The 23,451-nt window shown below is 50.4% G+C and carries 21 protein-coding genes; 12 read left to right on the top strand and 9 right to left on the bottom strand.

What is annotated here, in order from left to right; translation table 11 throughout:
- Nucleotides 1-16: 16 nt before the first annotated feature.
- The 3 genes from ACW73I_RS08265 to ACW73I_RS08255 are packed head-to-tail and all read left to right on the top strand — an operon-like array spanning nucleotide 17 to nucleotide 2,386.
- Complete coding sequence (locus ACW73I_RS08265; protein ID WP_458028779.1) at nucleotides 17-622, top strand: nitroreductase family protein; 606 nt, start codon at nucleotides 17-19, stop codon at nucleotides 620-622.
- 22 nt (nucleotides 623-644) lie between these two features.
- On the top strand, nucleotides 645-1,673 hold the full coding sequence (locus tag ACW73I_RS08260) for a class 1 fructose-bisphosphatase (RefSeq protein WP_458028778.1): 1,029 nt from the start codon (nucleotides 645-647) through the stop codon (nucleotides 1,671-1,673).
- Between the two features lie 20 nt (nucleotides 1,674-1,693).
- On the top strand, nucleotides 1,694-2,386 hold the full coding sequence (locus ACW73I_RS08255) for a helix-turn-helix domain-containing protein (RefSeq protein WP_458028777.1): 693 nt from the start codon (nucleotides 1,694-1,696) through the stop codon (nucleotides 2,384-2,386).
- Between the two features lie 113 nt (nucleotides 2,387-2,499).
- Here ACW73I_RS08255 and ACW73I_RS08250 read toward each other — a convergent pair whose 3' ends face one another.
- From ACW73I_RS08250 to nifJ, 4 genes are all read right to left on the bottom strand, one after another.
- Nucleotides 2,500-3,474 (bottom strand): alpha/beta hydrolase, encoded by a 975-nt coding sequence (locus ACW73I_RS08250; protein ID WP_458028776.1) that lies wholly within the window; start codon nucleotides 3,472-3,474, stop codon nucleotides 2,500-2,502.
- A gap of 386 nt (nucleotides 3,475-3,860) precedes the next feature.
- Entirely contained in the window at nucleotides 3,861-5,057 is a 1,197-nt protein-coding gene (locus ACW73I_RS08245) for an NAD(P)/FAD-dependent oxidoreductase (RefSeq protein ID WP_458028775.1), read from the bottom strand.
- 143 nt (nucleotides 5,058-5,200) lie between these two features.
- Nucleotides 5,201-6,214, bottom strand: a complete 1,014-nt coding sequence (locus tag ACW73I_RS08240; RefSeq protein WP_458028774.1) for a dihydroorotate dehydrogenase-like protein — start codon at nucleotides 6,212-6,214, stop codon at nucleotides 5,201-5,203.
- On the bottom strand, nucleotides 6,207-9,845 hold the full coding sequence (gene nifJ, locus ACW73I_RS08235; protein ID WP_458028773.1) for a pyruvate:ferredoxin (flavodoxin) oxidoreductase: 3,639 nt from the start codon (nucleotides 9,843-9,845) through the stop codon (nucleotides 6,207-6,209). The genes ACW73I_RS08240 and nifJ overlap by 8 nt, the downstream gene beginning before the upstream one ends.
- 534 nt (nucleotides 9,846-10,379) lie before the next feature.
- Here nifJ and ACW73I_RS08230 point away from each other — a divergent pair.
- The 7 genes from ACW73I_RS08230 to ACW73I_RS08200 all read left to right on the top strand — a co-directional run bounded on the left by ACW73I_RS08230 (nucleotide 10,380) and on the right by ACW73I_RS08200 (nucleotide 19,011).
- Nucleotides 10,380-11,075, top strand: a complete 696-nt coding sequence (locus ACW73I_RS08230; RefSeq protein WP_458028772.1) for an SDR family oxidoreductase — start codon at nucleotides 10,380-10,382, stop codon at nucleotides 11,073-11,075.
- Between the two features lie 330 nt (nucleotides 11,076-11,405).
- Nucleotides 11,406-12,608, top strand: coding sequence for a YcjF family protein (locus ACW73I_RS08225; RefSeq protein WP_458028771.1), 1,203 nt, complete (start codon nucleotides 11,406-11,408; stop codon nucleotides 12,606-12,608).
- Nucleotides 12,609-12,617: 9 nt separating this feature from the next.
- Nucleotides 12,618-14,159, top strand: coding sequence for a GTPase (locus tag ACW73I_RS08220; protein ID WP_458028770.1), 1,542 nt, complete (start codon nucleotides 12,618-12,620; stop codon nucleotides 14,157-14,159).
- A gap of 1,405 nt (nucleotides 14,160-15,564) precedes the next feature.
- The gene (locus ACW73I_RS08215; RefSeq protein ID WP_458028769.1) at nucleotides 15,565-16,128 is read left to right on the top strand and encodes a lipid-binding SYLF domain-containing protein; all 564 of its coding nucleotides are present in this window, start codon (nucleotides 15,565-15,567) and stop codon (nucleotides 16,126-16,128) included.
- Nucleotides 16,129-16,865: 737 nt separating this feature from the next.
- Entirely contained in the window at nucleotides 16,866-17,405 is a 540-nt protein-coding gene (locus ACW73I_RS08210) for a DUF4136 domain-containing protein (RefSeq protein ID WP_458028768.1), read from the top strand.
- A 563-nt stretch (nucleotides 17,406-17,968) separates the two neighbouring features.
- On the top strand, nucleotides 17,969-18,397 hold the full coding sequence (locus ACW73I_RS08205; protein WP_458028767.1) for a hypothetical protein: 429 nt from the start codon (nucleotides 17,969-17,971) through the stop codon (nucleotides 18,395-18,397).
- 104 nt (nucleotides 18,398-18,501) lie between these two features.
- Nucleotides 18,502-19,011, top strand: a complete 510-nt coding sequence (locus ACW73I_RS08200; RefSeq protein ID WP_458028766.1) for a hypothetical protein — start codon at nucleotides 18,502-18,504, stop codon at nucleotides 19,009-19,011.
- A gap of 158 nt (nucleotides 19,012-19,169) precedes the next feature.
- Here ACW73I_RS08200 and ACW73I_RS08195 read toward each other — a convergent pair whose 3' ends face one another.
- From ACW73I_RS08195 to ACW73I_RS08180, 4 genes are all read right to left on the bottom strand, one after another.
- On the bottom strand, nucleotides 19,170-19,610 hold the full coding sequence (locus ACW73I_RS08195) for a c-type cytochrome (protein WP_458028765.1): 441 nt from the start codon (nucleotides 19,608-19,610) through the stop codon (nucleotides 19,170-19,172).
- Between the two features lie 178 nt (nucleotides 19,611-19,788).
- Nucleotides 19,789-20,088 carry a NifB/NifX family molybdenum-iron cluster-binding protein gene (locus ACW73I_RS08190; protein ID WP_458028764.1) on the bottom strand — a complete coding sequence of 100 codons (300 nt, stop codon included), beginning with the start codon at nucleotides 20,086-20,088 and terminating at the stop codon, nucleotides 19,789-19,791.
- 46 nt (nucleotides 20,089-20,134) lie between these two features.
- A complete protein-coding gene (locus ACW73I_RS08185) occupies nucleotides 20,135-20,641 on the bottom strand; it encodes a DUF1269 domain-containing protein (protein ID WP_458028763.1) in 507 nt (168 codons plus the stop codon).
- 29 nt (nucleotides 20,642-20,670) lie between these two features.
- Nucleotides 20,671-22,080, bottom strand: coding sequence for a cytochrome c peroxidase (locus ACW73I_RS08180; RefSeq protein ID WP_458028762.1), 1,410 nt, complete (start codon nucleotides 22,078-22,080; stop codon nucleotides 20,671-20,673).
- 223 nt (nucleotides 22,081-22,303) lie between these two features.
- On the opposite strand from ACW73I_RS08180, the gene tsaA reads away from it, so the two are divergent.
- Nucleotides 22,304-22,789, top strand: coding sequence for a tRNA (N6-threonylcarbamoyladenosine(37)-N6)-methyltransferase TrmO (gene tsaA / locus ACW73I_RS08175; RefSeq protein WP_458028761.1), 486 nt, complete (start codon nucleotides 22,304-22,306; stop codon nucleotides 22,787-22,789).
- A 24-nt stretch (nucleotides 22,790-22,813) separates the two neighbouring features.
- Entirely contained in the window at nucleotides 22,814-23,227 is a 414-nt protein-coding gene (locus ACW73I_RS08170) for a GNAT family N-acetyltransferase (protein ID WP_458028902.1), read from the top strand.
- On the opposite strand, the gene ACW73I_RS08165 is transcribed toward ACW73I_RS08170, so the two are convergent.
- Nucleotides 23,224-23,451, bottom strand: a 228-nt coding sequence (locus ACW73I_RS08165) for an ATP-binding protein (protein ID WP_458028760.1), incomplete at its 5' end; no start/stop codon positions are given. The genes ACW73I_RS08170 and ACW73I_RS08165 overlap by 4 nt on opposite strands.

The following is a 23,451-nucleotide window of genomic DNA, read 5'->3' as shown; positions in this document are numbered from 1 at the left end:
TCGTCAGGACTTCAGCATGGATACAGTCACCGCTATAACATCGCGTCGATCGGTCAAACAATTCGACCCGGATCACCAACTCACGGAACATGAAATCGACTCGCTATTGTCGTTAGCGCTACTATCGCCCACGGCATTCAATCTTCAGCATTGGCGCTTCGTATTAGTTCGTGATCCCGACCTACGCCGGCAAATTCGCGCGGCGGCTTGGGAGCAGGCCCAAGCCACTGACGCCTCGTTGCTGATCGTGATTTGCGCCGACCTAAAAGCCTGGGAAAAACAACCTGAACGCTATTGGCAAAACGCTCCCCGAGAAATGCGCGACTTCCTGCTACCCGCCATTCATGCCTACTATGACGGCAAACCGCAAGTGCAACGGGACGAAGCCATGCGTTCCTGCGGCATCGCCGCGCAAACTCTAATGCTGTCCGCAAAAGCCATGGGCTACGACTCCTGTCCGATGGACGGCTTCGACTTCGACGAAGTCGCTAAATTAATCCGCTTACCGGCCGACCACGTCATCGGCATGTTTGTCGCGATCGGCAAAGCATTACAACCGACTCAGCCGCGCGGCGGTCAATTAGACATCAGCGAAGTCGTCATCAGCGACCGCTTCGCCTAATTCTAGATATCAGATTAAATCCATGAATCGAACTCAAAAACCCGACGCAACAGACCAAGTCACCCTGACCCAGTTCATCATCGAACAACAGCGGGGTTTGCCCGAGGCATCCGGCACCTTTACCCTGCTGCTGAACAATATCGTCACGGCTTGCAAACAGATTTCGCACCTGGTCAACCGCGGTGCGTTGATCGGCGTATTGGGCAGTGCGGAAACCGAAAACGTGCAAGGCGAAGTACAGAAAAAACTCGATATCATCACCAACGACATCATGGTCAAAGCCCTTGATTGGGGCGGACATCTAGGCGGCATGGCTTCGGAGGAAATCGACGATCCCATCCAAATCCCCAAACAATACCCCAAAGGTAAATACCTGGTATTGTTCGATCCGCTGGACGGATCGTCCAATATCGATATCAACCTAACGGTCGGCACCATCTTTTCTGTGTTACGCTGCCGTGAGGGCGTCGAGCCGGAACCGGAAGACTTTTTGCGTCGAGGCACCGAGCAAGTCTGCGCCGGCTTCGTGTTGTACGGCCCGTCGACCATGCTGGTTTTGACCACCGGCAACGGCGTGAACGGCTTTACACTGGACCAAGATATAGGCGAATTCATCTTGACGCACCGAAACATGCGTATCCCGCAAGATACGCAAGAATTCGCCATTAATATGTCCAATCAGCGTTTTTGGGAGCCTCCCGTTAAACGTTATATCGATGAATGCGTGGCCGGCACGGACGGTCCGCGCGGCAAGAATTTCAACATGCGCTGGATCGCCTCTTTGGCGGCCGACGTCTACCGCATACTGAACCGAGGCGGGATATTCCTTTATCCCTATGATTTGCGCGATCCGGACCGTCCCGGCAAATTGCGCCTGATGTATGAAGCCAATCCAATGGCGTTTATCATCGAACAAGCCGGCGGAGCCTGCAGCACGGGAAAGGAGCGTATCCTCGATATCAAGCCGCACGACATTCATCAACGCGTACCGCTGATTTTCGGCGCCAAAAACGAAGTCGAACGCATTATCGGCTATTTTCAACAATCTTAATCTAACGCTAGAATCCGAACGTGTCCCATAACCAAGTTAGTTGCAACAATTGTAGTCTGGACAATATATGTTTGCCTCGAGGCCTGTCGCAAGCGGAAATCGACAACATCAGCAAGGTGGTGAAAGCCAAAAAAACAATACAACGGGGCGATTTTATCTATCGCGAAGGCGATAGCTTCAAAGGCATACTGGCCATCAAATCCGGCAGCGCCAAGCTGGTTGCCAACGACAGCCACGGTAACGAACATATTTTGAACATCCTGTTGCCGGGCGAGTTATTGGGCTTTGACGGTCTTTCCGATGAAAAGCACAGTTGTGCGGCCATTGCGCTGGAAACCATGACTTTTTGTCTCTTACCCGCCGACAGTATGGATCAACTGTTTCAAAATCTTCCGAGTCTGACTAGAGAGTTGTTTCGCCATACCGGGGAGAAAATGCTGGAAGACAAAAATCAGCTTGTACTCAGCAAACGGCCGGCTGAAGAACGGCTGGCTTATTTTCTGATCAGCTTATCGCAGCGCTTGAAGCGTCGCGGCTTCTCGTCATCGGAATTCAAGCTTTCGCTGACGCGGCAGGAAATCGGCAATCATTTGGGGCTTGCACTGGAAACCGTCAGCCGACTGTTAAAGAAATTTCAACAAGACGGGCTTATCACCGTGCGAAACCGGTTTATTACGATCAAAGACATTAATCTACTTAAGACACTGCTGTGAGGCCGGCTGCGCAATCGACTTTGTCGGCTTGGGTAGTCGCCCAATGAATTGTCCCAATACCGGGTTCAAACTCTTGCTGAAAGATTAGTAAGCAAGACGAAAGCGTAGACTAATCAGTCTTCGTCTAGCTGCAGCTGCCCAAGCATTTTTTCGCTGTTGTCGGCGTCATGGCGTTGGACTAATTTGTCGCTGTTCTTGTCCGCTCCCGACGGCAAGGCCTCATTTTGATTAAGTATCCAATGCGCGATGTCCTGCCAAATCAAAGGCGCCTGCAAATCGCGCAATAGCATATGGTAGCCGTTTTGATAATAAGCGACTTTTTTACCGCGAGCTTGATGATTCAATAGATTCTGGACAAACAGCTGAGTCGGCTCTCGCGGCACGATTTGGTCTTTCTCGCCGTATAACAATAGCGTTTGGGCGGTTAATTTATCCGCCGAACTTAACGCGTCATCCATCAGATCGGTCAAACCGTAGATAGCATCGACACGGGTTTCTTTGATCACAAAAGGATCCCGCCCTAGCGCCCTCAGCATGTCGATATTATCCGACGGCATGATATCCAGCCCTTTACCGGTCAACGTCATCCAAGGCAAAGTGTGTGACAGAGTCCATAGCAATGAGGTCTGGTACCAAGGCATCGTTTTTCGGCCCCAAACCGCGGGCGCCGACAAAATAATACCGGCTACTTCGGGCTTTTGCGGTCTGACCATCGCATCGATGACAATCGCGCCCCCCATGCTTTCACCAAGCAAATACACGGGTACGCCCGGGTGTCGAATTTGAATCAAACGAGTGAATTGAAGGAGGTCGTCCGCGTAGGTATCGCTGCCAGCCCAAAATCCAATATTCGGGCTGCCGCCAAAACCCCGTTGATCATAGGCATAGCAAAATATTTGCCGCTGCTTAAGGTATTCGGCCGCCGATGCGAAAAAATGGCGATAATCATTAAAACCATGCAATGCGATTAATACCGCCTTTGGCTGCGGCGCCGGCCATTCGCTTAAAGGTAATTCAACGCCGTCTTCAGTAATAAAACTGGCAGCCGTTAAACGGGCATCCCCTGCGGTGGGCCCCGGACCTATCATCACAGGAGTACATCCGCCGCATAATGCCGTAGCAAAAAGCAGCGATACTGCGGAAAAAGCGGATTTAACCGAACTGAGTAAGCGTCGAGATATTACAATCATGTTTGAAAAAATCACTATCCTCGATTTAAATTGCAAAGCCTTTGTAAGTCCCCCAATTATTGCGCTCACTTGTTTGCCGGTTTATTAGCCCCGGCCACAATAACAATACACAAACATTAGGGTAGGACTCTAAGAATCAATGGGACCTACAAATATAAATATTTCATTATTTAATTCTAAGACACATATCCTCGCGGTAGGGTTCATAAATTTTCGTTGCGATTCTTTGGTTCAAAACCACGATGTCCGTATCGGACGCCGATCGCTCTAAATCACTCCAACGCCTAAACGTACTGGCCGGCACACCAACCTGAGGACCAGGCCCACTGAAAGTTATAGCCGCCCAACCAGCCGCTCACATCGACCACTTCGCCGACGAAGTACAAACCCGGTACTTTCAGACATTCCATGGTTTTGGACGATAAGGCATCGCAGTCGACACCTCCGACAGTCACTTCAGCCGTGCGGTAGCCTTCACTGCCGTTGGGTTTGATACGCCAAGCTTGCAAATGATCCATAAGTTGCCGAATTTGTTTATCCGAACAATCCACGAGAACAGTTTCCAATAGCGGCTGCGGCAGCAACGCTTGCAGTAAACGCTTAGGTAACATGCCTCCCAGCCAGGTTTTCACTTTCAGTTTACTTCCGTGGCTTCGCAACTGCCTCATGTCGTTCACTAAATGCCGATCCGGCAGGCAATTGATCGTCAGAATTTCGCCCGGCTGCCAATAGGACGATATTTGCAAGATCGCCGGTCCGCTCAAGCCGCGATGGGTGAACAACAGGTTTTCTCTGAAGCCGATGTTGCCTACGCTAACTTCGCACGGCACGGCAATACCGGTCAACGCGGAAAAAACGGCTTTATCGTCCGGCTGCAATGTCAACGGTACAAGACCTGCACGGGTCGACCAGACCTTGACGCCGAACTGCTCGGCAATGTGATAACCCAGCGGTGTCGCACCCATTTTCGGAATCGATAAACCGCCGGTCGCGACAACCAGCGATTGGCAATGCCACTTACCCTGGTTGGTTTGCACTTGAAAACCGCCGCCCGCGTCGCGGGCGACACGCTCGATTGAACATTGCAGGCTAGTTGTCACTCCGTATTGCCGGCACTCGGAAAGCAGCATATTCAGAATATCCTTGGCGCTATGATCGCAAAATAATTGCCCGTGCTCGCGTTCATGGAACGGAATCTTGTAGCGATTGACCATTGCCAAAAAATCCCATTGGGTATAGCGTTTTAAGGCGGATTTACAAAAATGCGGATTATGCGAGATGTAATTATCGGCGTCGACGCTGTAGTTCGTGAAATTACAGCGCCCGCCGCCCGACATCAGTATTTTCTTGCCGGCCTTATTGGCATGATCGATCAGCCGTACCTTGCGTCCGCGCTTCGCCGCTTCGGCCGCACACATCAAACCCGACGCACCGGCGCCAATGACGATCACATCCGGGTGTTTATCGGCAATACTAAGCATCGAATGTTCTGCCTTGAAGGTAGATTCATATATGAAAAATATTCGTAACGCGCAAAAAAATCGACTCCGGCTGAAGCGGGAGTCGATTAATCAGTCTCAAGCGCCCACTTGCGTGGAAACCGCTCAATAATCGACGAACCTAGCTATCGCCGGACCCCGCTCGGGGCCGAATAGCTATCCAATACCTGCAAATAGTTCGCTCGCTCGTAGGCGCTGGGATCAATGGCGTACTGATGGCTGACGCTGCCTTTCATTTGCGCAACCGATTGATATTCATGATCATTCAGCCATTGTTGCAGTTCATCGCGTATTTCCGTCAAACGACTAACGCCGTCTTTTAGCAACACGCTGCATAAGTGCACGACATCCGCCCCCGCCAACAGCGCTTTAATAACATCCGGCGTCTGGTGAAATCCGCCGGTGACGGCTAAGGACATGTTAATCCTGCCATACATCAAAGCGGCCCAGCGTATACGCAGCAACGCTTCGCTCGGCGTAGACAGTTCCAGTTTCGGTACGACTTGCAAGGTTTCCAGATCGATGTCGGATTGATAAAAACGGTTGAATATCGCTATACCGTCGGCGCCCGCGGCTTGTAAGCGTTGAGCAAAATTGATCGGCGAGCTGAATTGCGGCGATAGTTTCAACGTCAGCGGAATTCCGACTTGCGATCTCAATTCCTGCAGTATATCCAAATACAGCCGCTCGACGCTGGCGCTGCTCTGATCCGAGTTTGCGGCTAAATGATAAATGTTCAGTTCCAGCGCATCGGCGCCGGCTTGCTGCAATGCTAGGCCATATTCTATCCATCCGCCCACCGTTGTGCCGTTTAAACTGGCGATCACCGGAATTCGTAACGTTTCTTTCATCTTCAGCAGATGTTCCAGATATTGCTCTTGATAGGTCAATATCTGATGAGGAACCGGGTGGAACGAATCGGCTTCGCCGTATCCGATTTCTTGGCCGTAGAAAAAACGCTCCATGTTCTGCATTTCGGCTTCGATCTTTTCTTCGAATAAGGACGCCAATACGATGGCGGAAGCGCCGGCATCTTCCAATCGCTTAGCGCTATCAAGATCTTTACTGAGCGGTGACGCCGACGGCACCAAGGGATGCGCCAGTTTCAGGCCTAAATAATGCGTTGTTAAATCAACCATTTTGGGTCTCCTTGGTATTCTCGGTTATCAACTGTGCCTTCGCGGCCGGAACGCTGGTACTTTCGGTCCATTCCAGCTGCGACAGCTGTTTGTAGTAGCGATAGCGGCTTTGCACGTCTTGTTGCGCTTGCTTCAAGAAAGCTTCGGCATCGTCGGGATGAGATTGCCACAACATGCTGAAACGGGTTTCGCTCATGACGAATTCGCGATACGGCACGGACGGCTCCGCCGAATCCAATTGCATAGGATTCTTGCCTTGCTTAATCCGATTCGGATTGAAGCGGAACAAGGGCCAATGCCCGCTTTTGACGGCCAGATTTTGTTGTCTATGGTTGTTGGACATGTCCACGCCGTGCGCGATACACGGCGCATAAGCGATGATGATGGACGGGCCGTCGTGGGCCTCGGCTTCCAGGAAGGCATTCAAGGTTTGAATGTCTTTACCGGCATAAGCCACGTGAGCCACGTAGACGTTGCCGTAATCCATCGCCAGCAAGGCCAGATCCTTTTTCGCGGTCGCCTTGCCGCCGGCCGAGAACTTGGCCACCGCGCCCAGCGGTGTGGCTTTGGAGGTCTGGCCGCCGGTATTGGAATACACCTCGGTATCCAGCACCAAGATGTTGACGTTGCGGCCGCTGGCCAATACGTGGTCCAAGCCACCGTAACCGATGTCGTAAGCCCAACCGTCGCCGCCGATGATCCAGACGCTTTTCTTGCACAGATAATCGGCCAATTCCAGCAAGGTCTCGGCGGCCGGCTCATTCACGGCTTGCAAGCGCCGCTTTAATTCGGCAACGCGTTGGCGCTGCTCGTAAAGGCCGGGTTCGTCGGACTGGTCGGCCTGCAGAATCGCGTCGACCAAATCGTCTCCTAACCGGGTGCGCAAACTCGATAACAGCTCTTGCGCGAACTCGGTTTGTTTATCGATCGACACCCGCATGCCCAGACCGAATTCGGCATTGTCCTCGAACAAGGAGTTGCTCCAGGCCGGCCCCCGGCCTTCCGGGTTTTTGGTCCACGGCGTAGTCGGCAAGTTGCCTCCGTAGATCGACGAACACCCGGTCGCATTGGCCACGACCATGCGATCGCCGAACAATTGCGAGGCCAGTTTGATGTAGGCCGTTTCGCCGCAACCGACGCAGGCCCCGGAAAATTCAAACAAGGGCTGCAACACCATTGCGCCCTTGATGGTATTGGTTTTCAGTTTGGTGCGGTCATACTCCGGCAGCGACAAGAAGAAATCCCAGTTTTCCCGTTCCGGTTCGCGCAACGGCGCTTGCGGCGACATGTTCAAGGCCTTGCGGCTGGCATTGGATTTATCCCGTATCGGACAAATATCCGCGCATAAGCCGCAGCCGGTGCAATCTTCCGGCGCCACCTGATAGGTGATAGCCAAGCCGGCCGGAAAGTCCTTGCCGAGCATGGCCATGTGCTTGAAAGTTGCCGGCGCCGTATCCACCGCTCCGGTCGGATAAATCTTGGAGCGAATCGCCGCATGCGGACACACCATCGGGCACTTGCCGCATTGGGTACACAGATCGGTCTCCCAAACCGGAATTTCCAGGGCCAGATTGCGTTTTTCATAAGCCGTGGTGCCGGTCGGGAAGGTGCCGTCCACCGGCATCGCGCTAACCGGCAGCAGATCGCCGCGACCGGCGATAATTTCGGCTGTCACGCGCTTGACGAAATCCGGCGCCGTTTCCGGCACATGTTCGACACGTTCGATGCTGCTGGTGACCTGACCGGGCAATGGCACTTGATGCAAACCCGCCAGCGTCTCGTCTATGGCTTTGAAATTCATTTCGACGATGCGCCGGCCTTTCTTGCCATAGGTTTTTTCCACCGCGCGTTTGATGGCGGAGATTGCTTCGTCTTGCGGCAATACGCCCGAAATCGCAAAGAAGCAGGTTTGCATGATGGTATTGATGCGCTTGCCCATGCCGCATTTTTCCGCGACAGAATAGCCGTCGATCACATAAAAGCGGATATTTTTGGCCAACATTTGCGCTTGCATGGTTTTGGGCAGGCTTTCCCAAACCTTGTCCACCGACTCCGGCGAATTCAACAAAAACACCGCATTATCGGCCGCATTGACCAGCATGTCGTAACGCTCCAGGAAAATGGTCTGATGGCAGCCGATAAAATTCGCGTCGTTTTCGCCGATCAAATAAGTCGACTTGATGGGCTTAGGCCCGAAGCGCAGATGCGATACCGTCACAGCGCCGGACTTTTTCGAGTCGTAAACGAAATAGCCTTGGGCAAAATCCTCGGTTTCTTCGCCAATGATTTTGATGGTATTTTTGTTGGCGCCGACCGTACCGTCGCTGCCCAGACCGTAAAACATGGCTTGGAAAGTACCGACACGGGCATCGGTTCTGAAATTCGCATCCCATGCCAGGCTGGTTGCGGACACGTCGTCGACAATGCCAACGGTAAATTGATTCTTGGGGTGCTCGTTCTTGAGTTCGTCGAACACGGACTTGATCATGCCCGGCGTAAATTCCTTGGACGACAAACCGAAACGACCGCCTACCACTTTCGGCATCGCCGCGAATTTGCTGCCGCCGCCGGTGGCATCTTGAGCCATTGCGCCCAACACATCTTTATACAGAGGTTCACCGTCGGCGCCCGGTTCTTTGGTGCGATCCAGCACCGCAATTTTACGGCAGCTCGAAGGCAAGGCCGCCAGCATGTGTGCCGGCGAGAATGGTCTGAACAAGCGCACTTTGACCACGCCCACCAATTCGCCCTGGCGGTTCAAGTATTCCACGGTTTCTTCGGCCGCCTCGGCGCCGGAGCCCATCAGCATGATGACCCGTTCGGCTTCCGGCGAGCCAAAATATTCGAACAAGCGGTATTGGCGACCGGTCAATGCGGCAAACCGGTCCATGGCCTGTTGCACGATCCCGGGCAGCGCTTGATAAAACGGATTAACCGCTTCCCTGGCTTGAAAATATACGTCCGGGTTTTGCGCGGTACCGCGCAGCACCGGCTTATCCGGCGACAAGGCCCGGCCGCGAAAAGTACTGACCCATTCCTGCCGAATCATGGTTTTGATGACATCGTCATCGATCGTCACCAATTTAGAGACTTCGTGCGAAGTCCGGAAACCGTCGAAGAAATGCATGAAAGGGATGCTGCCTTCCAGGCTGGCGGCGTGCGCGATCAACGCCAAGTCTTGCACTTCCTGCGGCGAATTCGAGCACAGCATCGCAAAACCCGTCATCCGCGCCGACATCACATCGCTGTGATCACCGAAGATAGACAGGGCCTGCGCGGCCAGCGAACGGGCGGCGATGTGAAATACCGTCGGTGAAAGCTCGCCGGCGATCTTGTACATGTTGGGGATCATCAACAGCAGGCCTTGCGACGCGGTAAAGGTGGAGGCCATCGTGCCGGCCTGCAATGCGCCGTGTATCGCGCCGGCGGCGCCGGCCTCGCTTTGCATTTCGACGACTTGCGGTACCGTACCCCATAAATTCGTTTGTCCGCGCGAGGACCATTCGTCCGCCCACTCACCCATCGGCGATGAAGGCGTGATCGGATATATGGCTATGACTTCGTTTAATTTATGCGCGACACCGGCTGCGGCTTGGTTGCCGTCAATGGTGAGTGTTTGCTGAGTATCCATAAAACAACCCTGTAATGAACTGAAAGAAAAAACCGGTATGAACCCAGACTGCTGTTACTCTCGTCTTCAAATGATGTAGCGGAGAGAATATGCGATTCACCGGCTGTGCGACGATGTTCGGAATTAAGAGTAGAACAGCCTACGATACGGCGAGTAACAATTTGATGAAATAGGAAACATAAGATCCTCTCCGGCTAAGAGTGATGCACGAAATTAGCGAACCATTTTGCGCATGGTTGGTTTGAAACGAAGGGTGCTAGCAGGTTCAAAAAGTTCCGCCTCAATCGACTCAACCTTTGCCAATTAACTAAGCGATTAATTATCAATAACTTATAAAATCCGCATGGTATTTCGACAAGTGGCAATGTCAAGAATTCTGATTCAATAACAAATTATTTTGTCTATAAGTTCGTAAGCAACCTTACTGTCAAAAAGCTGGCATCTTCCTTCATTGGATTTTTTTACCTTATACATCTTGGACGGGATAATTCAATGCTTTAAAGTAAGCTTTGCACAATAAATTTGGAGCTTTCCATGCAAACCGTATTAATAACCGGGGCTAACCGCGGCTTAGGCTTGGAATTCTGCCGCCAATATGCCGCGGCGGGATGGCGAGTCATTGCCGCTTGCCGTAATCCATCCGTGGCCGCAGATCTTAAATTATTGTCCGAAGCTTATCCTGACCTGCAAACGGCGGCCTTGGATGTCTCTGATTTTTCTCAAATCGAAGCCTTGAGCAAGCAGCTTGCCGGGGAAAACATCGACGTACTGCTGAATAATGCAGGCGTTTATCCGGATAAGCCGGGACGTGGATTCGGCCATATCGATTACCAAGCGTGGTTAGACGGATTTACTATCAATAGCATGGCACCGGTCAAACTCGCTGAAGTGTTTCTGCCCCACATCCAACGCAGTCAAAAAAAACTCATCGTCAACATTAGCAGTCTAATGGGCAGTATGTCCGACAATCAGAGCGGAGGCAGTCTGCTATACCGTTCCAGCAAAGCCGGCTTAAACGCGGTGATGAAAAGTTTATCGATCGATTTATTACCGTACTCGATCGGAGTTCTGATTTTACACCCGGGCTGGGTTCTAACCGATATGGGCGGCAAAAATGCTTTGATCGGCGTAGAAGAAAGCGTGACAGGCATGAGACGACGAATTGAGGACTTTGCCCTAGAACGCTCCGGTAGCTTCTTAAAATATGATGGCAGCGCCTTGCCGTGGTAAATCGCGTCGCATTTCGATTATTTTGCAAGGTTTGCGCGGACTGGTAAGCGCGTCCGATTACCGTAATTTCCAATAGAATGCGGTTAAACTCATTGAGCCGTTTTTGCCGATCTACCGACCTATGCCGGCAGGTTTAACCCACCGGGAACTAAAATTGAATGCGTCAACGATATCGAGACGATCGGCAGCCACCCATTTTTTTCAGCCGAGTAACGGCCCTAACGATGAATGGCTTCGTTCCGAACGCACAATCTCAGACATCAATCCACTGCACTAAATCGGCGGGATAGTGTCAAAATAGCATTATCGCTACTTTCACCCCTTTGAAAAATGTCGGCTTCCTTTTTGCATCGCGTATTTGACGACTGGTCCGATCGCATTCTGAAACCCAAGGTTTCCGGCGAACGCTTACACGAGGAATTAGCAAAGGCTCGCCAACATCTGCCGGTCCCGGTATTCTGGCTGTTGGGCAAGACTCAAAGCGGCAAAACCTCCATCATTCAGGCCCTGACCGGTCACACTCACGCCGAAATCGGCCAAGGATTCAAGCCCTGCACCCGTAGCGCCAGAGTTTATGATTTTCCTGATACCGACTCAGCTTTCATCCGTTTTCTTGACACCCGCGGCCTTGGTGAAAGTCACTACGATCCAAGCGAGGACATTGCCTGGTGTAGAGGACAAGCCCATCTGCTGATGGTCGTGATCAAAGCCATGGACCACGATCTGGACCCGGTCGTCTCGGCCGTACGTGAGATCGCCGCGGAACAGCCGCAATGGCCGGTGCTGGTGGTACAAACCTGTCTTCACGAGGGCTACAGCAGCAAGGCTACCGATCATATCCTGCCTTACCCTTATGCCGGAAACGTTTTTGGGGGCAAAGTGCCGGCCGATCTGGCCCGGTCGCTACATGTGCAACGCCAGCGCTTCAAAGGGTTAGACGCGCATTTCGCGGTGGTCGATTTCACCCAAGCGGACGACGGCTTCGAACCTCGCTACTACGGCTTGGAAGTACTGTGGAATTCGATCGAAGAAGCTTTGCCGATGGGTCTGCGGCAGATACTGAAGCATAGCCCAACGCAGACCGGTTGGCTTAACGACATATATACCGAACAAGCCCGTCCTCATGTAATCGGCTACGCTGTATCCGCCGGTTTGCTGGCCGCGACGCCCATTCCCGTACTCGGCGCACCTTTGATTGTCGCCGTACAAGCCAAGCTGTTTCATAGCATCGCCTCGATTTACGGCCTGTCACTGACTCGGCGGAGCGTTTCCGAAATTGCCAGCGCGGTCGGAATCGGTAGCCTCGGCATCGGTTATGGCGTGCGTGAATTGGCCAAATGGGTGCCGGGCTGGGGTTCAGCGATCGCCGGCCTTTCCGCCGCCGCCATCACCTATGCGTTGGGTATGACCTTATGCTTTTATTATGCCAAAACCCGGCAAGGCCAAACATTCACACCCGCCATGTTGAAATCGGTGTACACGGAGCAACTACGACAGGGCCGGGAATTGTTGAAGGCGAGGTTTAAACAGTAGGGTAAGAGCATGCTGAATAAAAACACGTGGCCGTGGCTAGCGATTCTCGCATTAGGCTGTATTCCCGTTTTGGTCTTAGTCGCCGCGGGCGGCTGGATGCTGTGGGCGCAACAACTTCTCCTGCCCTGGTTGGGGCTCTCGCTTTCTTGCGGCGGCGTTGCCTGGATAGTAGGCCGGGAGTTCGCGCGCCGTCAGCAGACATCGCCGTTCGAGCCGCCGCCGGAACCGGACCTGGCATTTTCTCAACGCGACAGGGCGGTTTGGCAGGCCGTCTCCGAATTTGCCGATCGTACAAAAAAACGCGACAAGCAAGGGCTGGATCAGCTTGAGACCTGGTTGCAGTTGGGCCGAGAAGTGCTGGCGACGGTCGCCGTGCAATACCGGCCGAATTCGAATCATCCGGAATTGGAAATACCGGCAACCGAGTTGCTGCGCATCGTGGAACAGGTTAGCCACGATCTGCACAGCCAATTGCACGAACACATTCCGTTCAGCCATCGCATCACGCTGGCGGAAGGACTGAATCTGCACGGCTGGGTTGAACGTTTGCGCAGCGTCAATACCGCCATCCGTTTGAGCCGCATCGCGCTGACTCCATTCAGCGGTGCGATGGCCGAAGCGAGCAAATTCGCCCAGGGCAAAACCGTGATGCTTACACTGGCGCATTTGCAAAATTGGCTGCTGGAAGTTTACATAAAGAAGGTCGGTTACTACGCGATCATGCTGTACAGCGGCAGAATGGCGATGCCTAAAGATCGGGTCCAGACATTGTCGCCCAAGTCCGAGCGGGACCGTTTGCTAGCTGAGGAACTGCAACAGGGGCGGGAAAACGAACCCTTGCGGATTTTGGTCGCCGGGCAAACCAATGCCGGAAAATCGACATTAATCAATGCCCTGTTCGACTCGCCACGCGCAGCTACCGACGTCATATCCTGTACCCAAGAATTGACACCCTATATTTTGGAACGCGAAGGCTGCCGCACCGGTCTGATTTTCGATACGCCTGGTTACGGCGAATCCACGGCTTGGCTTGCCAAGAACCAGACGGAACTCGATAAAACCGATCTACTGTTACTGGTCTGCGATGCCAATAATGCGGCACGAGCCGCCGACAAGATATTCTTGGAAGGATTTTGGCAGCATTTCAAGACGCAAGTTCACCGCAAAATTCCGCCTATAATTTTGGTCGTGACTCATATTGATCAACTTCGCCCGCTGCGGGAGTGGCAACCGCCATACGACGTAGAGCGCCCGAACGGCGCGAAGGCTCGCAACATTAAGGCTGCCGCCGAGGCAATTCGTCAGGATTTGCCATTAACCGACGATGTCGCCGTCGTGCCGGTGAGCCTAGGAACGAACGATGGAATGGGATTTTACAACATCGATTCGTTAATTGAAGCAATGGGCAGGCAGATGAATGAGGCCGACCATTCCCGTCTGTTGCGCTGTTTGAAAGAAGCCGGCGATAGAACAAAATGGACGCAATTACGGAGACAGGTCAAAAACTCAGGGCGTTGGTTGTTGCATAAGGCAGGCAGCGTGTTACCTTAAACTTTTACTTTGAGTCGCTTCTTAGGCGGGGTCAAACTCTTTTTCAACAATGCGGCAACGTCACGTTGCTCTCTGGGTACGATACCGGTCATTTAAAAAACTATTGAAAAAATTTTTCCGGTTTATACCAATCTTTAAAGTCTTCCGGAAAATCGGCGCCGGAGCCAATTTTGTAGTAGCTCACTAAGCCAGAATTCGTGATATACGGGACTGTAATCATTTTACTCTGACGGTTTTTGATTAATTTTAAGTTTATTGATCTTGATATTTGCATAACATTTCGTACTAAATCAATTAGCCAACAATTCCTGCACAACATAATGGTATATTTATATCTATATAAATCAATGCATAAGATAATTAATTTTGAGTTGTTTATAACAAATTAGCAAACAATAACTTGGAAAGTTTTATAGATATTCGTGCTAACAACGATTAACCATTCAGTTATACTAACGCCAAAGTAATAGGCGGAGCGGGGATGCCCTACTATAGAGCAACTCGGCTTAAATGCTAACGATTTAATGGAATATTAATGTTAGTAGCCAGTACCGTTTAGTTCACACAACAATACATTTCGACGGATTTAGCTTCAAGGGTGAGGCGGATTTCACAGTTTTTGCGGCACCGTATTCATAGACTGCGCTCAAAATTTAGTCGTAATTTAAAAGGTAACGATCGATGCAAATTTCCGAAAGGCGCAATCACAACATTTCGTTTCACGCTTGGCTTAAGACACATGTTTTGAACGATTCCAAACGTTGTATACGAATATTTCTTTTCTGGGGTGTCATAGCCGCATTGGCTGATCTAATTCATTAAAATGTTCGTAAATTGAACCTTTTTGCATCACCGGGAAATAAATGCGTCGCAATACATCGGCTTACATTAACCGTTCATCCATTAACACCGGATTCCGGCAATCCATGCCGGAATAACAACCATAATTAACTAAAGGACTTTCAGCCAAGCGCTTAACGCGTTGGCCGAGTATATACTTGGCCATCCTATGTCCAACACTGAAACAAGTTCAGTTTTACCGTGAGCGCCATTCAACAACAAGGTTACCTCGCCTGCTTCGATTTCTTTCTTGTCATAGCCATACTGACTTTCGGATTAAGTTTGTTATCTCAAAACCGGATCGGCGGCTTTTTTCAGGCGAATGCATTTTGGTTAGTTTCGAAACATCAAACGGGGAAAGACATAGCGAAGCCTTGTCGCACTGTCTATTTAAAAAGCGAATCCGGCCCATTGTGTCGGCCACCAGAATGACGCCGGCCTCAACTTGATCCTATCGCAGCTTAGACAAGCCTCGTCCTACCCAACGGACAGGAGCGAATTTATCGCGACTTTCGAGTTTTTAGGATAGTATCGCCGCTGATTAAGTAAACATTAGGAGCAACGTATGTTATCTAAAAAATGGTTGGCCCTTTCACTGATAAGTTTACTCACGCTGATCGGCTGCCAATCGACCGGCGGCCAGTTGGCGGGTTCTGCAACAGACATTCGCCGAAATTCCAACATAGCCTTGCAGACACTTTATGCGAACAATCCCGAGGCTAGAAAGTTGGCAAAGCATGCTAAAGGCATTCTGATTTTTCCGGACGTCGTTAAAGCGGGATTTCTGGTCGGTGCTCAGTACGGCTCCGGCGGCACCTTGTTTAAACAAGGCAGGGAGGCGGGTTATTACAATATCGTCGCCGGATCTTACGGCTTGCAAGCGGGTGTGCAGTCGTTCAATTACGCTTTGTTTTTCATGGATAATGCCTCGTTAAAATACCTGGACCAAAGTGAAGGCTGGGAAATCGGCGTGGGACCCAGTGTTGTGATTGTCGATGAAGGAATGGCAAAAACGTTAACCTCGACTACCGCACAAAAAGGCGTGTATGCGTTCATCTTCGGCCAGAAAGGTTTAATGGCCGGCCTCGGACTGCAAGGGTCGAAAATTAGTCGTATCAAGCCCGATTAACGTATAAATACTGAGTAGATCGGAATTTTTTCGGTAAGGCTGAAATGGGATCCCGTTCGATTTCAGCGAAAAACTCCGTCCCCGTCATTATCGATTGTTCGAGACGGCTCATCCTGTGCGCCGATTATGTCAACGATTACGAAACCACGCCTAAAATTTCTGATGGTTTCAAGGACGATACGGCTAAGAAACAACTTGATCACGCATCGCTAAGACTGCTCACTTTTACGTTGTTCAGCCGTTTTTCCGCTTAGGATATCGTCCAAAATAACTTCCCGATATGGCCATAGTCACTGGGGACGTGCCGAGGATGTCGGCAGCAAGGACGCTGCCGTCAAGCCCCCATGGAAAGGTTCACGTCGTTCCTCATTCGGTATGCCCCAGGGGGTTCGCTCCGGCAAAACGGGAAGTTGTTTTTGGCCAAATCCTAAGTAGCGATTTAAGTCGCGATATCTTATTATTTACCGGCTGGTCAGGTCTTTGTGGTTTCACACCTATTCTGTTAGGCTTAAATTTGGAAGGACAAGCAGTTCTTCCTGCTGAGATGACGGTCAAATTCCGCGTCATGACAAAGGTCCCGTTGAGTTTTTTCAGTCATGCCCTAAGCTCAACCAGCAGGTATAAATACCTACGTAAAAGGATTGCCGAGTTATCCCTCTCTGCGCCGAAACATCAGACCTCACAATGAAAATCTGACGGGATAAAACAAATCTATTATTAACAAAAGGAGATGAAAGATGTTCCAGATACTAAACCGCTATTATAAGCTAGCCGCCGTTAGCGTTCTTCTGGCAGCCTGCTCCACCGTTTCGGTTACCACCGATTACGATCACGCCGCCCAATTCGAGCAATACAAAACCTATATGCTCCTTCCTTCAACCGATAAAATCGGACTATCACCTTCCAGCCAGTCGGCATTGGAAGAATCGCTACGCTCCAATCTTGCCGCTCATGGTATTTATGAAGCCAGGGAAAATGCCGATCTACATGTTGTAAGCCACGTATCAACGCAAGAGCAAACGGTGGTTTTTCCTGGAGGCGGCGGACCCTATGTTTACGGTCGTTACGGAATGTGGGCCGGCGGACCTTATTATGCTGATGTATCGCAATACACCGAAGGTACGTTGATTCTGGACTTTGTGGATGCTAAAACCCGGAAATTGGTATTTCGTGGAACAGGTACCGACACGGTTAGCGACCCGGAAACCAATGCTAAGCGCGTTCGCGAAGCGGTTGCACAGATCCTGGAAAAATTTCCTAAACCGCTTAGGCATTAATTTGCCAAACTTGGCCTCTAAACATAACTTGCAACTAACGGGTGTCAGCTAACGATTTTATGCCTTACTGTTACAATTTGTCTGGACCTCAATTCGCTAATTCAGTCCGGTTAAAATTATTGGCATCCATTTAATCAAACCTATAAGCTAGCGCCCGCGGTTCAGCCTCCGGTCATTCCATGTTCAATACTGTTCTATGGTTTATCCAAAACGAATTGGCCTAACGCTTACCTCAACTATCGTTTTACCTGTAACGGGAAGGTTTGGTAAACTAGCGCTCCAGTTGACCGCTTCAGCAGTATTCGGATTATCGTCTTGGAAAACTTATGGGGCATTTTAATCGTCTTCTATGGCGTTTTAGCTCCGGCGAGCTCGCAACAATAAAGGGAATTTTTTCTGATTCAATAAAACGAAAGCCTTTGTCATTCGAATGGAAATTAAAGAAATTGATCCAACACGGATGAAGCTTGATAGCGTACGTCGCGGCGGTTTACGCCGAATCGCCATTAGAACCATTTCAAAATCTAAGAAACTCACATTACTCACAGTCTATTAAGGATTTCATGAACACTAATCAAACAATAGTAAAAGTACTTGTTCTAGCGGGTGTGATTGGCGCCGTACCGTTCGCGAACGCCGAAGAGTTAATGGTTTACCCTGCCAACGGTCAAAGTGCTGATCAGATGTCGAAAGATCGCTACGAGTGCCAGTCGTGGGCGCAACAACAAGCCGGCAGTAATCAATCCTCGCAGTCCACAACTGAAAAAGGCGGCATTCTTCGTGGCGGTGCCCGTGGGGCGGCTGCAGGTGCGGCTATCGGCGCTATCGCGGGTGATGCAGGAAAAGGCGCCGCGATAGGCGCAACCGGTGGTGCGCTGAAGCGCGGATTTGAAAAAATTGACAATCAAAAATCGGCCGCCGCTCAAGGCAATGAAAATTTACGCCGCGCGGAAGCGGCTTGCCTAGAAGGTCGCGGCTATAGCGTGAAGTAATGACTAAATCCAGCCGTTTACTTTAATAAGAATTCCCGCATGCAACTATTGTTATACGGTGAATGATACCAACCACTAACCATCAATAAAACAGGAGTAAACACATGAAATACAAACACCTTGCCTTCGTTTTTGCGTTTGCGGGCCTTAGCCTTCCGACTATCGGTAACATTGCCTATGCGGAAGAAGCGGCAGCTACCGCGAGCTCGTCCGAAGAAGATAAAGGAATGGAAATGTTTCGCTTTAGCCTGCGCATGGATAAATTAGAGTTTGTAAAAAAAGCGATGCATTTAAGTGAAGAGCAAGAAAAGAAATTTTTGGATGAGTACTTCCCCTACGACACCGAGTTAAAAATGCTGAATGATGAACGCTTGTCCATCATTCAGGAATACGCGGATAAATTCGAGCAAATAACCGATAACGAAGCCGATAAACTGGTCAAACGTTCTTTCGACTTCCGTAAAAAACGCCTCGCTCTTCTTGAAAAATATTACGAAAAGATAGCAAAAGCAACCTCGAAGGTGATCGCAGCTCGTTTTCTACAAGTTGAAAGTGTTTTACAAGGCGCAGGCGATGTAACCATCGGCGCCTCGATTCCTTTGATGGAAAAATAGGCCTAACCAAATCGTAAACCTACTGCTTAACCTGACACGTGCCTTTCAAGCGCCTGTCAGGTTAAGTGACTCCGCCGGCACTATAAATAAAAACCGCTCGTGCGCATTAATGTCGCCGGCGAACGGTTTTAACACATAAAACGAAGTTACAAGATTTATTATTCTTGCAATCGATATAGATATTCCACCAAAGCCAAAATACGGCTACGGGTAGCCGATTCGCTGTCTTGCGGCGGATAATTATCGAAATACAGCGATGTTTGGTTATTAAACGCATTGCCCCAAATCGGCATATCCCGCGTTCCGTGTGATTTGACTTCCTGCCGTCCATCTATGATCTGATACACGCGGTCGAATGGAAAGACGCCGTGATTGTTCCTTGCAAGCACGGTTAAGTTAGGCACCGGCCGTGTTAACAATGATTTTAACGGACCGTCGTCTCCCTTTCCGTTTAGGCCGTGACAGACAGCGCAAACCGACTCATATTCTCTTTTTCCGACATCGATTTTTTCATCTGCAATGGCATTGATCGGCAAGCCTATCAATAAAACACCAATCAGAGCCGAGAAATAATCTCGGCCTCGCTTAGGAATTATCATATTGCCTCCCAAAATTTATGACTAATGAACAGTTTATTGGCACAGAATAAGTTGCTATATCGGAAATCAAACATTCGAGCTAGATTGAGATACTCGTATATTGAGACCCGGGATTAATGGTACTCGTACTTATGACCATGCTCATGTGGTTCAAACGGTTCGGTTTTCAAGCTGTCATTTAAAAATCCGCTACTGCTTGATCAGAATTGCTTTCCTTGGCAATCAAAGCCCGGATGTTTTTTTGTTGCAATCGTCCAGTTAAGCCACTCCCCATGCCACCCGCAATTAACACTTGGACGTCATCCAATGGCGACGACTCTAGAGGCAGTGATTCATGGAAAGACTGTTCCCTAGATAATTCCAACAATTCTTTCGCTACAACCGCATTATTCTGAATGTTATAAATCCAGAACTTTCTACATCGGCCGATATGGCTAGTAATCTCTTTCCGATTTTGGCTTGCAACAGCAATTTTCATAGTATTTTCATTCACTATTGTGTCAAAGCATCTTTGAATCCAACGCTTAACCATAGTTTGGAGGCAACAGAGGTTCGATGCCCTCAAAGTCCGCAGTTGGATGATGCTTGGTTATCACCTGACGAATCGCATCGATACGATCCATTGCGATATCTATCATAACCAGGAACGCGCCGTTCTCTATCGCTTCGGCATACGCTTTAACCCGGGAATTACCCACTTGAAGACCTGCCAAACCGCCCATCATGGCACCTATGGTCGCGCCGTACATCAACACACCCAGGACGGGGCCGCCAGCAATGGCAAAGCCGGCGAAGCGCAACGCCACAAGCCCGGCCAGCAAACCGGTGGTCCCGCCGAGGGCGGCACCGCGTTCCAACGCCGGAATAAAATCGGTTTTTTCAAATACCGAAGCCTCCGGCAGATCGCCTAGCGGCGTATCGCGCTTGGCCAATACGTGGATATGCCTATCCGCTATTCCTTCCGAACGCAGCTCATCGACAATTTTATGCGTTGTTTCTATATTCGGGGCTAAAAAGTAGATTCTTCTCATGTTCTTCTCCTCGTTTGCTAAGGTTCGACTCATCGAATGTCGTCGGCAGTTAATTGCGTGATAGGTTTACCGTTATACTCACCGGTCAAAGTCATTAAAAATGCCACTATGTCCGCGACTTCATCGTTACTAAAGGTTTTGTCGAGCTGGTCTCTTCCCATGACTCGCACCGCCTCGGCCAAGTTAAAAGTCGATCCATCGTGAAAATACGGATAAGTTAATTCAATATTGCGTAGCGTCGGTACTTTGAAAACATGCAGGTCTCTCCCATTTTGAGTAACGTTGAATCGACCATTATCCGCCTCGGTTAGTTCGCCGCCGCGTTGTTTAAAATAGTCGTGCTTGACGCCCATTTTTTCGAAGGACAAACCGCCCAGCGCCGGGCCGAAATGGCATGACGTACAGTTTTCTTTGAACAGTTCGTAACCTTGAAGCTCATGCCGGTTTAGCGCCTCGGCATTGCCACGCAGGTACTGGTCGAAACGGGAATTAGCGGTTATCAAAGACTGCTCGAATACCGCAATCGCGTCGGTTACGGTCGTTTTGCTGATGCACAGGTCTGGATAAATCTTCGCAAAAGCCTCTTGATATTCAGGCATTTGCTTGAGTTTTTCGATAACCTCATCCCATCGCGCACCCATTTCGATCGGATTGGCAACCGGACCGGCAGCCTGCTCCTGCAAGTCTCTGGCCCGCCCGTCCCAAAACTGGGCAATGTTGTACATGGCGTTATAAACCGTCGGCGCATTGATCGGTCCTTGCTGTCCTCGGATGCCGGTCGACACTCTGGCCTGATCCGTGCCTCCTCGAGTTAAATCGTGACATGAAGCGCAGCTGCTTTTGTTGTCGCCCGACAGCAAAGGATCGTGAAAAAGCTTGTTGCCAAGCGCCACCTTTTCCGCGTTCAATTCCAGCGTCAGCGGCAAAGGCTGAACCGGCTCACCCTTGAACTCAGGAGCGGCTTCTTTACTCCAGGGCGATTTTGCTCTCTCCTTTACTACCCAATCGAGTATGCTTTGTTTCTCATCGGACGTTAAACGCCCCGACCAATGCATTGAAAGATAAAGCGACGGAGGCATCATATCATTGCGAACGGCATGTTCTATCCTAGTCAGCTGCAACGGGGTGAAACTCTTCTCGCCGCTAAAAAGCTTTTTCGTTAAAACCAGCCGCGATTGCGCCCGTATAATATCGCGATCCATCACCTGAGCGGCGATGGGCAAATCCGCGTAGATCGGTTTTCTCATCATACCCGGCGCATGGCAGTCCACGCATTTATTTTGAAGAATCCGGGAGACTTTATCGTAGCCTTCCGAGGCTTCCACACTCACCGGAACCAGAGAGTTTTCGCCTTGTAGTCCAATCAGGTTGGAAATGGGCAAAAATAATACGATTAACGCCAGGATAAATATTAAAGACAAAAGGACTTTGTTTAGCATCGATCTATACACTCGTTTTGGAAACCGCGTTGTATGAATTTATCCAATCCGTTAGCCTAGAAAGACATCGGCACAACGATTAAATTCACCCCTAAAAAGACTGACGTCGCCCTACCATCCCGGTTAGAAACTACGGCTTTCTTTAGTGCACTTTATCAGTCTGTATTTAAAAATGCTAATATAGAATAAGCCGCTTAACAAATTTTCTCGGGATCAGAACAAGATGAAATGCGCCCCGATCGGAATCATTCACTCGCCGTACTCCGGGTTGGAAAACATGCCTATCCAGCCAGCCGGAGCCATCGGCGTCGAAGGCAGCGTCGAAATATTCGATGAATATCGTACCGGACTCCAAGATCTGGAGGGGTTCTCTCACTTGATATTGTTATATCACTTCCATCGCAGCCATTCGTTCGAGCTGCAAGTGATACCCTTTATGGATACGGTGGCAAGAGGGCTGTTTTCGACGCGGGCACCCAAACGACCAAACCCTATCGGACTTTCGATTGTTCAATTGAACGGAATCGAAGGCGCCGTCCTACACATTGAAAATGTGGACATTTTAGACGGCACCCCCCTTTTAGACATCAAGCCTTATGTGCCTGAATTCGACGCTCATGCAAACGCCAGATCCGGCTGGTTCGGAAAAAGCGGAAAAAACGTCGCAGATCTAACGTCGGACGGCCGCTTCAATTTGAACGACGGATAATCATAGGCTTGCCGCCGAACTAACATAAAAACGCTTGAATCCACGATTGAATACCGCCATAACTTTCCTCTCGAGGCCGCCGATGTAGCGGCGGTTTTCGCGGCTTCCGGCATTCGCCGCCCCACCGATGATCTCGATCGAATTCGGCGCATGCTGAATAATGCCGATCTGATTCTCTCCGCCTGGCATGAAGGCCGCCTGATCGGGATATGCCGCGCCCTGACCGATTTCAGTTATTGCTGTTACCTTTCCGATCTCGCGGTGATCAAGGCTTTTCAAAAACAAGGCGTCGGCCGTGAACTGATCGACCGCGTTAGGGCCATCATCGGAGACGAGGTTACGCTGGTGCTGGTGGCCGCCCCCGAAGCAAAGGGCTATTACGCCAAGATCGGCTTCGATGAAATCGAAAACGGCTTTATCATCAAACGCGTGCGCTAGCGCGGCATTAGCGATTTGGGGAGCGTAATACCAAGCAATAAGCCGCCGCCTTCCCGATCTTTGAGAATTATGTCGCCGCCATGCTTGCGAATGGCGGCACGCGCGACGGTCAATCCCAGGCCCGTGCCGCCGGTTTCGCGGTTACGCGACCCTTCCAGCCGAACGAAAGGGGCGAAGACTCGTTCCCGCATGGTTTCAGGTATGCCGGGACCGCGATCCGCGAT

The sequence above is a fragment of the Methylomonas sp. MgM2 genome (assembly GCF_054172045.1).
This window is presented reverse-complemented; position numbering and strand designations above follow the sequence as displayed.